This is a genomic window from Nocardia sp. NBC_00416 (assembly GCF_036032445.1).
Classification (GTDB): Bacteria; Actinomycetota; Actinomycetes; order Mycobacteriales; family Mycobacteriaceae; genus Nocardia.
This window is the reverse complement of the sequence record NZ_CP107932.1, coordinates 3286726-3299321: the sequence shown is the minus strand read 5'-3', so window position 1 is coordinate 3299321 and position 12596 is coordinate 3286726. Positions and strand designations below refer to the sequence as shown.

Genomic DNA, 12596 nt, shown 5'->3' with positions numbered 1-12596 from the left:
CATGAGCGCTATCTCGTTGCCCGACTCGGTCAAGAAATACATCGACGAATCCCGGCTGTTCGTCACCGTCGCCACCATCGGATCGGACGGACATCCGCATCTGACCGTCACCTGGATCGACCGCGACGGCGACGAGTTGCTGTACTCCACCACCACCGACCGGGTCCAGGGCAAGAACCTGGCCCTCGATCCCCGTATCACGGTGATGATCAACCCGCCGGACAACCCGTACGCCTACGCGTCGATCCGGGGCACCGCCACCCTCACCCCGGACCCCGAAATGCTGGTCGGGAACCGGATGTCGCGCAAGTACACCGGCCAGGACTACGCCGACTTCAATCCGGCCTCCGTCGACGACGGTCCCCGGGTGGCCGTGCGGATCACGCCGACGAAGGTCTCCGGGCATTTGTGAACCCTCCATCATTCAGCGGAGTGCGGTTGCGGAGCTAACTGCGCAACCGCTTCTGTACGGTGTCCAGAAAATCTCTCAACGAATCGGTGCGAGTTTCGATCCGACCGTCTGTGCGCTCCAATTTGGCAATGAATCTTCTCATCAGTTCATCCATCGCTGATTCGAGGTCTTTCATGAGATCGCGCTGCGCCCGCGAGAAATTCGCTCGGTAGAGAACCGTACCGGCGGGGTAACGACTGTTGTGCTCGTCGGCCGTGACTTCATCCACATAATTTTCTATCCGAATGCTGCCCAGCTTCACCCACCGAATCGGCGATGGTAGACGAGGTAATGGTGGCAATCCGGTCCCGAGAACCCTGGAGAGTTGATCGTGGATACGAGAAATTTCGTTGCGGTAATCGCGTACGGAGTCCGTCGATATTCCGCTGAGTTGGTTTACCGACTCGTCCAGTAGCTTCTGTAGTTCGCGCTGGGTTTCACCTATTCTCTCGGTCGCGGTTCGAACCGCCTGCCTCCGATCCGGGCTTCGGTAGCCTCTCGTGAGGGGCGTCAATGCATTCTCGCCCCGCCGTAAGAAGTCTCGGCGTGCCTGCTGGCCGGCAGTATTCGCACGGTTCAACGATGTGGTGGCATTCGATCGGGCACTTGCCGTGGTTCTGTCGAGAATTCGAATATCCTTGATCATCGCGCGCCGACCATCGGGCTTCGGATTGGTGATATTTATATCATGCATAGCGAGGTAGGCGTCTTCGCCCGCCTTCACGTTGACCTTCGCCTTCTTACTCATCTTCGTACCCCCGTGCCTTTAACCCGACCAGCTGGATCTCGCCGATCCATCAGGAATGTTCCCCCAGATTCTGGTTGAATGTCATATCCCCGCCGGATGTATAAGCATCCCGGTCGGCCTTCACCTGGATCCGACCGGTTCCTGTGCTGGACTGAAACTTTCGAGCCCAAGTGATCAGATCCTCCGAGAAATCGGCATCCAGTGCGGCGACTTCGTCGATCGCGCGAGTGAACTCTCGAATCGAGCGGGAATCATGCGCGTTGTCGATGGCTTCGTCCAAGGCGGCGGTTTCCCGTCGATGCGATTCGAAAACGGCACGAATGCGTTGCCGGACCCGCGTCACCGCGGACCGCGCCGCATCCTCACTCAATCCGGCGATTACACCGGTGGCGGCCGTTGCCGCCACTATTTCCGCAGCCTGACCGATATCCATGCCTGTCCTTCCGCTGCTGTGCCGCAGGGTGATCCGCCACTCCCGTCGCCATGCCGAGGAGACTTCTTCTCGGGATCGACGGCAACGATCCAGATTTCGGATCCTCCCGATCGTGGTGACAACGATAGAGTCGGCGCCGCACGGCCTGCTATCCCGATTGCGCGGCGAACAGCCGAATTGCGCAGGTCGCATCACCGGAGGTGACTGTCGGACTAGCTGCCGGACAGCAGGGTTCGGGAAGGCGGAACTCCGTACCTCTGGCGGTAGGCTCTGGCGAAGCGCCCCAGATGAGTGAATCCCCACCGATATGCCACCTCGGTGACGCTGGCGCCGGACGGGTCGGCGGCGATGAGTTCCGCGTGCACCCGCTCCAGACGCACGTTGCGCAGGTACGCCATCGGCGATATGTCGAGGTGGGCCCGGAATGCTGCCTGCAAGGTGCGAATACCGACACCGGCTATTTCGGCGAGATCCGCTGCTGTGAACGGGGTCTGCGGTGCGGCCCGCATCGCCTCGACGACACGGTCGAGCACCGGAGGCCGACACGGCGGACCCGGGGCGAGCAGCTCGTCGTGGTAATTGTGATCCGCTGCCGCCAGCAGGTGGGTGATCATGCTGTGCCAGAGCGGCGTGCCGATGAGTTCTTGCCGCGTCAGCGGCTCCTCGTGCCCGATCTGCCCGGCGAGCATGCATGCCAGCTCCCGCAGAATTCGGCCGTAGCCCTGGGTCAAGTCCAGCGAGGGGGCGAGATCGATCGGCGAGCGAACGGGTCTTTGCAGGAGGCGCTCCAGTTCCCCCTCCAGTGCGTCGCGCCTTATCTTGATGCACAGGATGCGGCTGCGGGCACGCCAATGGCTCAGCCGCACATCGCCGGTCGGTCCGTACAACACGGCCTGCTGAGGAGTGGCGGTGACCTCGTTCCCCAGATTCTTGGAGGTCAGGTGGCCCGACAGCGGAATGTTGAGATGGTAGAACTTGTGAAGTTCGGCGAAGTCCATCGTGATATCTGCGTCGAACCGGCAGTTCCCCACCAGGATCGGCCCGAGCTGCATGGCGTCGATCGACATCATGAATTGCTCGGCTCCGCGAAGGACGCCCAGGCGCAGCGGATAGTACGTCCGGGCGCCCTGTTCGCCTGCCTCATCGAGGTCCAGCGTGCGGGTGCTGAATCTCCAAGGAAGTGACGGCGTGGCCGTCCCAGGTGAATATTCCATCCGACCGCCAGCATGCTGTTGGGGTTGTGCTGCGCTCCCCGCGCCGACGACTATTCTGCCACGACAACCGGCCTTGCCCGGAAGGCCTCCAATGACTGGAACAGGCCGTCGCACCGGATGATCCGGCCCAGTCGGTACCGAGATCGACCGTGACTCAGGCGGCCTGGGCTTCGTCCTGGGCGTGCTGGGCGCGGGCCACTTCCTGGGCGGTGTAGCGCAGCGTCAGCGCGATGAGCCCGACGAGCAGCCCGCCGATCGCCGCTACCAGCAGCGCAAGGGTGTAACCGTCGCCGAGAGCGGTGATCTCCGCGGCAGTCATATCGGCGGGTTTGCCGTCGGTCCCGCCCTCGGACAGGGTTCGGGAGGCGGCCAGCGGGGTGAGCACGCCGATGGCGATGGGCGTCCCCAGGTTCAAGAACATCTGGCCGATCGCCGACAGCGGGCCGATCTCGTCCGGTGGCACGCCGACCAGTACGCACAGCGGGATCAGCACCATCGCGATACCGATCCCGAAACCGATGACCAGGAACAACGGCAGCAGCGTGCTCCAGTAACCGACGTCGGCGTCCAGCGTCGAACCGTAACCCAGCCCGGCCACCAGCACCACCGCCGCGCCCACCAGCAGCCATCGGGGCGCGATGTGCAGAGCCAGCCGGGTCGCGACAGCACTGCCGACACCGACGCCGACGGTGAACGGAATGAACGACACCCCGGCCACCAGCGGGCTGTAGCCGACCACGTTCTGCACGAACAGGCCCGCGAAATAGGTGGTGGCGCCCAATATGCCGCTGGCGAGCAGGATCACCACGAAAGTGGAGACGCGGTCGCGGCTGTCGAACAGCGTCCACGGCAGCAGTGGGTTGTCCACCGAACGCTCCGCGAGAACGAAGACCGGCAGCAGCACCGCGCCTGCGATCAGCGTGCCGTAGACCAGCGGATCGCCCCAGCCGAGTTCCGGTCCCTCGGTGGCGCCCCACACGATCAGGGCGCAGGCCAGGGTTCCGAGGAACGCGCCGCGTATATCGAGCGTGAGACGGTGATGGTGGGTATCGCGGAGCGCGAACAGCGCGCCGACCACGATGAGCACGCCGATCGGCACATTGATCAGGAAGATCCACCGCCAGCTGGCCTCGGTGAGCGCTCCGCCGATCACCAGCCCGCCGACCGAGCCCAGCGCGACCATCGATCCGAAGATGGCGAAGGCCTGGTTGCGTACCTTCCCCGGGGCGAAGGTGCTGGCGACCAGGGCGAACGCGGTGGGGGCGGCGAGTGCGGCGCCGGTGCCCTGGAAGGCGCGCGCGGCGACGAGCATGCCCTCGCTCTGCGCCAGGCCGCACAGCATGGAGGCCAGCGTGAACAGGCCGACCCCGAGTACGAACATGCGGCGCCGCCCGAACGAATCGCCGATCCGCCCACCGAGCAGCATCAGGCCCGCGAACGGAAGTCCGTAGGCGGTGATGGTCCAGGCGCTGCCCGAACTGGACAGGCCCATTTCCTCCTGCAGCTTCGGCAGGGCCAGGATCACCACCGTGCCGTCCAGCACCACCATCAGCTGTAACCCGCTCAAAACGAGGATGGCGAGTCCGAAGGCCCGTTTCGTCACCGGATACTGCGTCGCTGGGGGGTTATCGAGCACAGTGGGTCACTGTAACCGACCCTCGCCGGCCGTCGCCGGTGCGGCGGTGAACCCGGCTGTGGGTCCGATCACTACGATCGCGGGCGGCCGGATACCTTCGGCCCGGACCCGTTCGGCGACGTCCGCGAGTGTCGCCCGCAGTACCCGCTGGGTGCGCAGGGTTCCTTCCTGGATCACGGTGGCCGGGGTGTCGGCGGCGCGGCCGCCCGCACGCAGCACCGCGGCGAACTGCTCGATCCGCTCCACCGCCATCATCAGCACCAGGGTTCCGCGCAACCGGGCCAGGGCGGGCCAATCGACCAGTGAATCCGGATGATCCGGCGGGATATGTCCGCTCACCACCACGAATTCGTGGGTGACACCCCGATGGGTGACCGGTATCCCCGCGGCCGCCGGCACGGAGATGGGGCTGGTGATGCCGGGCACGACGGTCACCGGGACCCCGGCGTCGACGCATGCCTCGAGTTCCTCGTAGCCGCGCCCGAACACATAGGGGTCGCCCCCTTTGAGGCGGACCACGAACTTCCCCGCGCGCGCTCCCTCGACGAGCGCCGTATTGATCGCGTCCTGCGCCATCGCCCGCCCGTAGGGGATCTTGGCGGCGTCCACGACCTCCACATCCGGGCCCAGCTCGGCCAGCAGTTCGGGCGGGGCCAGCCGGTCGGCGACCACCAGATCGGCCCGGGCCAGCAACCGCCGGCCGCGCACGGTGATCAGATCCGGATCGCCCGGGCCGCCGCCCACCAGGGCTACTCCGGGCGTCATGTGGGTCGCGTCGTCGGTCACCACACCGGATTGCAGTGCCTCCAGCAGCGCGGTGCGCACCGCGGCGGACCGCCGGTGCCGGCCGCCCGCCAGTACACCCAGGCTCATCCCGTCGTAGCGGGCGGTCGCCGGAGTGACCGCGGTCCCGGACTGCGCGTGGTCGGCGCGAACGCAGAAGATCCGGCGGCGGGTGGCCTCCGCGACGACGGCGGCATTGGTGTCCGGCCGGTCGGTGCAGGCGATCGCGTACCAGGCGCCGTCGAGATCCCCGTCGGCGTAGTCGCGCAGTGTGAGCGTGAGCTGTCCGGCGGTCGCCATCCCCTCGACCGCGGGGGTCGCCTCCCGGGTGATCACCTCGACGTCGGCGCCCGAAGCGATGAGCAGGCCCAATCGGCGCTGCGCCACGGTGCCGCCACCGATGACGACGACCCGTCGTCCGTTCAGATCGAGTCCCACCAGGTAGTTCGAGTCCCCGGCGGACAGGTTTTCGGTATCGGATGACGTGTTCGGCACAAGGCTCGAGCCTACGTTCCGGGGCGGCGGTGCGCGCAGCGGCCCGGTCTCGGCGGCGTCGCCGCCGGGCGGTGCGGGCTAGGTGAGGACCACCAGTTCGGTGTCCGAGGAGATCTCGGTCCGCAGGCCCGCCTGGCGGGCGACCCGGGCGACCGCGCGGATATCGGTGGGCTCGGCCCGGGTGAGCACCAGGGCGCGGGCCAGCAGACCCTTGTGATGCTTGTTGAAGTGACTGACCACGGTGCGCGATCCGTCGGCGTGCTCGGTGAGCACCGTCGCGGTGATCGCGCCCGGTACCCGGCCCAACTGTTGATAGGTACCCGAGCGCAGGTCGACGACCAGTTCATCGTCTGCCGCGTCGCGCAGGGCCGGGCCCAGGTGGTCGCGCCAGCGGGCCGCCAGCGTCGGGCGGCCCGGCAGTTTCGATCCGCCCGAGAGCCGGTAGGCGGGAATCGGGTCGCCGGCCCGGATCGCGCCGAACAGTGCCGATCCGACCGCGAGCCGGGCGTAGGCCTTGGCGCGCTGCACCCTGGTGAACGACGCCGCGCCCAGCGCGTCGTACAGAACACCGGTGTAGCGCTCGAGCGCCGGCCGGGTGGGGGAGGTGCGGACGGCGGCGTTGCGGGCCAGCTCCGGCTCCGAGTTCTTGCCGAGGCCGAGCGCCGACCGGGACGCGTCCGGATCGGCGGCCAGCGCGACCAGGTCACCGACGAGCTGTTCGCGGATCTCGGTGAGCGAGTCGAACGCCAGCGCGGAGAGGTCGAGCGGGCCGCCGGCGCCGCCGTCGGATTTCGTCTCGGAAGGAGGGAGCAGCACCAGCACGAGCGGTTACGGTACCGGTCGCGGCCCGGCGCGGTCGCGCAACCCGGTCAGCGCACGGCTTCCAGGAATTCCCGGGTCCGCTCGTGGCGGGGCGCGGTGAAGATCTGCTCGGGTGCGCCTTCTTCGATGATCCGCCCGTGGTCGAACATCAGGACGCGGTCGGAGACATTGCGGGCGAAACCCATCTCGTGCGTGACGATGAGCATGGTGATGTCGGTGGTCTCGGCGAGTTCGCGCAGGACGTCGAGCACCCCGCCGACCAGCTCCGGGTCCAGTGCGGAGGTCACCTCGTCGAGCAGCATGATCTTCGGGTCCATGGCCAGGCAGCGCGCGATCGCGACCCGCTGCTGCTGTCCGCCCGACAGCTGTGTCGGGTGTGCCGTCGCTTTGTCGGAAAGGCCGACCATGTCGAGCAGATCCCGGGCCCGGGTGTTCGCCTCGGCCCGGGAGCGTCCCAACACATGGATCGGCGCCTCGGTGATGTTCTCCAGCACGTTCATATTGGGGAAGAGATTGAACTGCTGGAACACCATCCCGATCTGTTTGCGCATCTCCCGCAGATATTTCTCCCGGGCGGGCACCAGTTTCGCGCCGCGTTGTTCGTGGGTCAGCGTGTCGCCGTCGACCCGGATGGTTCCGCTGCTCACCGACTCCAGCGTCATCAGCAGGCGCAGGATCGTGGTCTTACCGGAACCGGACGGACCGATCAGTGTCACCTTCTCGCCGCGCCGGACGGTGAAATCGAGTTCGTCGAGCACTACCAGCTGCCCGAAGCGTTTGACCACGCCGTCGAATTCGATCATCGGCGCGGCACTGCCCGACGCGGGCTCGGCATCGTCGGCACCGGACTGCGGGTCAGTAGTAGGCAAGTCGCTTCTCCAGTCTTCTGATCAGCACCGAGGTCGGGTAACTGGCCAGCAGGAAGAAGACCCCCGCCAGCGTCATGGCCTCGAGATACGCGTAGTGGCGCGCCCCGAACTGCTGCGCCGCGGTCACCAGTTCGACCACGGTGATGGCGAACAGAAACGGGGTGTCCTTGAACATCGAGACGACATTGGTGCCGAGCGCGGGCAGGCTGGCCCGGATCGCCTGCGGTAGCACCACCGCCCGCCAGGTGCGGCCGACCGGCAGCGATAGCGCGCGGGCGGCTTCCCACTGACCCGGCGGCACCGATTCGATTCCGGCCCGGTACACCTCGGCCAGATATCCGGCGTAGTGGATGCCGAGGACCACGACACCGATCTGCAGTGCCGTGAACTGGGGCAGCAGGCTGTAGGCGAACAACAATTGCACCACCAGCGGGGTGAGCCGGACGAACTCGCTCACCGCGTGCACCGGTACGGCGATCCACCTGGGCAGCGAGCGCCGGGTGATCGCGACCATCAGCCCGAGCACCGCGGCGATGGCGAACCCCAGCACGGTGGCCAGCAGGGTGATCCGGAAGCCCTCCCACAACACCGGAAGCGCCTCCCCCGCGCGTTCCCAACTCCATTCCACTGCTAACCAGCCTCCTTCGCGGCGGGTTCGTGCGGTCCGCGGCGGCGGAGGTCTCGCATCATCGGGCCGCCTTCCGCCGAGCCGACGCCGTATCGGCGACCGTTTCCACTGCCTGGTCCGGTGCGAGTCGCAGCACCTCGCGGAGCGCGGGACCCCGGCCCAGCTTGTGTTTGGCCCGTGCCTCGAGCAGGTTCATGCCGAGGGTGAGCACGTAGGCGATCACGAAGTAGATCAGCAGACCCACTCCGAAGGAGAACAGCGTGTCACCGGTGCTCTGCCGCAGCTTGCCGATCTCGAAGGTCAAGTCCTGCAATGTGATGTAGGAGGCGAGCGCGGAGCCTTTCAGCAGGTGTACCAGCAGATTGGTCAGCGGCGGCAGCATCAGGGCCCAGGCTTGCGGGAACAGGATGCGGCGCAGTCGCTGCCACCCGCTGAACCCGAGCGCCACCGCCGCTTCCGATTGCGCCGCGGGTACCGAGTTCAGCGCCCCGCGCACCACTTCCGCTCCGTACGCGCCGTAGTTGAGACCGAGTGCCAGGATTCCGCAGAACACCGGGTCGAGCTGATACCCCAGCAGCGGCAAAACATAGAACAGCCAGAAGATCTGCACCAGCAGCGAGGTACCGCGGAAGAATTCGATCAGCACCCGGGCCGGACCGCGCACCAGCAGACTGCGGGTGCGCACGGTCGTACCCAGCGTCAGTGCGAGGACGAAGGCCAGCAGCGCCCCGCCCGCGGTGAGCTCGAGGGTGACCAGAATGCCGTCGCGGATACGCGGCAACGCTTCGGTGAGCGCATCGAGATCACTCACCGGGACGGCCGCTGTTCGTGCTGTCGCGGCGACCCGGGTGCGGCGCCGCCGGCTGTGCGTGGTCGAGCACGATCAGATATCGCCCGCGCACAGTTTCGCGGTGCTCAGATTCGGATCGGGCAGTTCCGCCTCGGTGAAACCGAACTCACCGACGAGCGACAGGTACTTGTCCTTGTCCGAGGTGCTCTTGCGCAGTTCGGTGTTGTAGGCGGCGAGCAGATCCGGGTCGTCCGTGCGGAACACGGTGCCGCCCGCACCGACCTGCGGTTCGCCGTCGATATCGGCCACGAAGGATGTGGTGACGTCCACGCCCGCGTCGGGGTTGTGGTCGGCGAGCCAGTTCAGCGAGATCGCGGTGAGCGCGAAGACGTCGGAGCGCCCCGAGGTCACCGCGTCCATCCCGTCCTGGGGTGTCGCGACCTGGGTGGCGCCGATGCCCAGGGAGGTGGCGTAATCGGATTCGATGGCGCCGGTCATCGACGCCATCTTCGCCCCCTTGTCCTTGATGGACTGCATATCGGTGAGCCCGAGAGGATTGCCCTTCTTCACCATCAGCGCCGTGGTGTACATGAACTCGGGTTCACTGAACGCCGCCTGCTCGCAGCGTTCCGGCAGGATCGACATGCCGGCGCTCACCGCGTCGAAGCGCTGCGCCTGCAGACCCGGAATCAGCGCGCCGAAATCGGTCTGCACCCCCTCGACCGTGTCGATGCCGAGATTGCGGAAGATCTCGCGGTGCAGGGCGACGGTCGCGCCGGTGAGCTGTCCGTTGTCCTCGAACGAATAGGGCGCTTCGCCGGCGAATCCCACGGTGATGGTCCCTTTGTCTTTCAAGGACTGCAGGAGTTCACCGCTGGCGGTCGTATCGGTTTTGGTGCATCCGGCCGAGGCCGCCGCGGCGAGTACTGCTGCCGCGACGAGTGCGATACCGCGCGCCCTGACATTCTTGGTTCCCATCACGGGCCGACCTTTCGAAGAGGGCGCTGACGTAGCTGACGGACCTATTGCCCGTATCGATTTCCCACACAATATAGGCAGGTCAGCGGCCTTTTTCAGTTTTCACAGGAAATCCCGTTGAACCGACCCTAGCGTCGGCGGGCCGCATATGTCGGCGTCGCAACGAATCCGCAAAGAGAATTCAATATTCGGGTGCGGGATGGGCACGACTGCACCTCCCGGTGTGCTCGAAGGGCGCCGCCGGGAGGTCCGCCGACCAGTGCCGACCGGTTCGGGAGTGTGGTGTTCGCGCCATCGGTGATCGGATGCGGCCGGTGAACCGGCAGGGGCTACGCTGGTCAACCGTGATCACCCGCCTCTCCCGACTGTTCCTCCGTACGTTGCGCGACGATCCCGCCGACGCCGAGGTGCCCAGCCACAAGCTGCTGGTGCGCGCCGGCTATGTGCGCCGGATCGCGCCGGGTGTGTACTCGTGGCTGCCGCTGGGCCTGCGGGTGCTGCACAAGGTGGAGGAGGTGGTGCGCGAGGAGATGAACGCCATCGGCGGGCAGGAGATCTCACTTCCGGCGCTGCTGCCGCGCGAACCGTACGAGGCCACCAACCGCTGGACCGAATACGGCGACAGCCTGTTCCGGCTGCAGGACCGCAAGGGCGCGGACTATCTGCTCGGCCCCACTCACGAGGAATTGTTCACGCTCACCGTGAAGGGTGAGTACAACTCCTACAAGGATCTGCCGGTCACCCTCTATCAGATCCAGGCGAAGTTCCGCGACGAGGAGCGTCCCCGTGCGGGCATCCTGCGCGGCCGCGAGTTCATCATGAAGGATTCGTACTCCTTCGATCTGGACGAGGCCGGGCTGAAGGCCAGCTACAACGCGCACCGCGAGGCCTACCAGCGCATTTTCGACCGGCTCGGGGTCAAGTACGTGATCGTCGCCGCCACCTCCGGCGCCATGGGCGGCAGCGCCTCCGAGGAGTTCCTGGCCGACAGCCCGGTCGGCGAGGACACCTACGTCGTCTGCCGGGAATCCGGGTACGCGGCCAATGTGGAGGCCGTGGTCACCGCCGCCCCCGACCCGCTGCCGGTCGAGGGGCAGCCCGAAGCCGAGGTGCGCGACACCCCGGACACCCCGACCATCGCCACTCTTGTGGACTGGGCCAACGCGGCGGGGGTCGCCGAACGGTACGGCCGTCCGGTCACCGCGGCGGACACCTTGAAGAACGTCATGGTGAAACTGCGCCACCCCGACGGGAAGACCGAGATCGTCGGGATCGGCGTTCCCGGCGATCGCGAGGTCGACGACAAACGTCTCGGCGCCTCGGTGGAGCCGGCCGAGGTCGAATTGCTCACCGACGCGGATTTCACCGCCAACCCGTTCCTGGTCAAGGGCTATATCGGCCCGAAGGGACTGCAGGCCAACGGTATCCGTTACCTGGTGGACCCCCGGGTGGTCACCGGGACCTCGTGGATCACCGGCGCGGACGCACCCGGCAAACATGTCGTGGGCTCGGTGGCCGGCCGTGATTTCACCCCGGACGGCACCATCGAGGCCGCGCAGGTGCGCGACGGGGATATGTCGCCCGACGGCCGCGGACCGCTGGTCTCGGCCCGCGGGATCGAGATCGGTCATATCTTCCAGCTCGGCTATAAATACACCGACGCGTTCGAGGTCGATGTGCTGGGGGAGAACGGCAAGCCGGTGCGGCTCGTCATGGGTTCCTACGGTGTCGGCGTCTCGCGGATGGTCGCCGTCGTCGCCGAACAGCAGCACGACGAGAAGGGCCTGCGCTGGCCCTCCGAGATCGCGCCCTACGACGTCCACGTGGTCATCGCCAACAAGGACGAGGCCGCACGGGCCGGTGCCGAACAGGTGGTGTCGGCGTTGAGCGCCCAGGGGCTGGATATCCTCTTCGACGACCGCACCGCCTCGCCCGGGGTGAAGTTCAAGGACGCCGAGCTGCTCGGTATGCCGTACGTGCTGGTGATCGGCCGCGGCTGGGCCGAGGGCAAGGTCGAGTTGCGCGACCGGTTCACCGGTGAGGCCCAGGACGTTCCCGCGGATTCCGCGGTCGAAGCGGTGCTCGCCCGGGTTCGCGGCTGAGCCCGGCTTCGCTCGCCGAGCGGCCGGTCAGCGTGTCGTGGCCAGCTCGGCGAGCTGCTCCGCGGCCGCGCGCACCGCGGCCGGAGCGTCGTGCTCGCCGGTCATGGAATAGCTGACGATCGCGCCTTCGTGCAGGCTCAGCAGTTGCACCGCGAGCCGATCCGGTGCCGCTGCCCCCGCCGCGGCGGCGTGATCCCGGAAGAAGTCGCGCAGCCAGGTCTTCTCCGCGACGATCACCTGCCGGCCCGGATGATCCGGTTCGGGTAGTTCGGCGAACGCGTTGATGAAACTGCATCCCCTGCTGCTGTCCGGCAGCCATTCGGGCAGGACGTCGAAGGGCGTCAACAGTCGCCGGAGGGGATCGGTCTCGGCGGCGAGGTGCGCGTCGATGCGCGCGCGCCAACGGCGGTCGCGCTCTTCGAGATAGGTCACCAGCAGGCCGTCCTTGGAACCGAAGCGGTCGTACAGAGTTCGCTTCGTGACGCCGGATTCGGCGGCGATGGTGTCGACGCCGACGGCGTGGATCCCACGCGAGTAGAAGAGTTCGGCGGCGGTGTCCAGGATGCGCCGAGCCGCCGGTGTCAGATTCGTTTCCTCGTTGTTCGCGATACCGGGCATGCCGACTCCTTGTCTTCACAGACCTGTGT

General features: G+C 66.7%; 13 protein-coding genes. 2 read left to right on the top strand and 11 right to left on the bottom strand.

Going from position 1 to position 12596, the window contains the following annotated elements:
* The first annotated feature begins 1 nt into the window (after window position 1).
* A complete protein-coding gene (locus tag OG804_RS13840) occupies window positions 2-412 on the top strand; it encodes a PPOX class F420-dependent oxidoreductase (protein WP_328397550.1) in 411 nt (136 codons plus the stop codon).
* 34 nt (window positions 413-446) lie between these two features.
* On the opposite strand, the gene OG804_RS13835 is transcribed toward OG804_RS13840, so the two are convergent.
* The 10 genes from OG804_RS13835 to ehuB form a co-directional block, all read right to left on the bottom strand.
* Window positions 447-1199, bottom strand: coding sequence for a hypothetical protein (locus OG804_RS13835; protein ID WP_328397548.1), 753 nt, complete (start codon window positions 1197-1199; stop codon window positions 447-449).
* A gap of 49 nt (window positions 1200-1248) precedes the next feature.
* The gene (locus OG804_RS13830) at window positions 1249-1632 is read right to left on the bottom strand and encodes a hypothetical protein (RefSeq protein WP_328397546.1); all 384 of its coding nucleotides are present in this window, start codon (window positions 1630-1632) and stop codon (window positions 1249-1251) included.
* Window positions 1633-1844: 212 nt separating this feature from the next.
* Window positions 1845-2846 (bottom strand): AraC family transcriptional regulator, encoded by a 1002-nt coding sequence (locus tag OG804_RS13825; protein WP_328397544.1) that lies wholly within the window; start codon window positions 2844-2846, stop codon window positions 1845-1847.
* A gap of 154 nt (window positions 2847-3000) precedes the next feature.
* Window positions 3001-4482, bottom strand: coding sequence for an MFS transporter (locus OG804_RS13820; RefSeq protein ID WP_328397542.1), 1482 nt, complete (start codon window positions 4480-4482; stop codon window positions 3001-3003).
* A gap of 6 nt (window positions 4483-4488) precedes the next feature.
* The gene (cobA, locus tag OG804_RS13815) at window positions 4489-5760 is read right to left on the bottom strand and encodes a uroporphyrinogen-III C-methyltransferase (protein WP_328397540.1); all 1272 of its coding nucleotides are present in this window, start codon (window positions 5758-5760) and stop codon (window positions 4489-4491) included.
* Window positions 5761-5838: 78 nt separating this feature from the next.
* Entirely contained in the window at window positions 5839-6582 is a 744-nt protein-coding gene (yaaA, locus tag OG804_RS13810) for a peroxide stress protein YaaA (RefSeq protein ID WP_328397538.1), read from the bottom strand.
* A 47-nt stretch (window positions 6583-6629) separates the two neighbouring features.
* Window positions 6630-7385: an ectoine/hydroxyectoine ABC transporter ATP-binding protein EhuA gene (ehuA, locus tag OG804_RS13805; protein WP_328398382.1), complete on the bottom strand. Its 756-nt coding sequence runs from the start codon at window positions 7383-7385 to the stop codon at window positions 6630-6632.
* 52 nt (window positions 7386-7437) lie between these two features.
* On the bottom strand, window positions 7438-8079 hold the full coding sequence (ehuD, locus tag OG804_RS13800; protein ID WP_328397536.1) for an ectoine/hydroxyectoine ABC transporter permease subunit EhuD: 642 nt from the start codon (window positions 8077-8079) through the stop codon (window positions 7438-7440).
* Between the two features lie 58 nt (window positions 8080-8137).
* Window positions 8138-8890, bottom strand: coding sequence for an ectoine/hydroxyectoine ABC transporter permease subunit EhuC (gene ehuC, locus OG804_RS13795; protein WP_328397534.1), 753 nt, complete (start codon window positions 8888-8890; stop codon window positions 8138-8140).
* 72 nt (window positions 8891-8962) lie between these two features.
* Window positions 8963-9847, bottom strand: a complete 885-nt coding sequence (gene ehuB / locus OG804_RS13790) for an ectoine/hydroxyectoine ABC transporter substrate-binding protein EhuB (protein ID WP_328397532.1) — start codon at window positions 9845-9847, stop codon at window positions 8963-8965.
* A 344-nt stretch (window positions 9848-10191) separates the two neighbouring features.
* Between ehuB and OG804_RS13785 the strand changes: the two genes are divergently transcribed.
* Complete coding sequence (locus OG804_RS13785; RefSeq protein ID WP_328397530.1) at window positions 10192-11949, top strand: proline--tRNA ligase; 1758 nt, start codon at window positions 10192-10194, stop codon at window positions 11947-11949.
* A 27-nt stretch (window positions 11950-11976) separates the two neighbouring features.
* On the opposite strand, the gene OG804_RS13780 is transcribed toward OG804_RS13785, so the two are convergent.
* Window positions 11977-12567 (bottom strand): TetR/AcrR family transcriptional regulator, encoded by a 591-nt coding sequence (locus tag OG804_RS13780; protein ID WP_328397528.1) that lies wholly within the window; start codon window positions 12565-12567, stop codon window positions 11977-11979.
* Window positions 12568-12596: the final 29 nt, after the last annotated feature.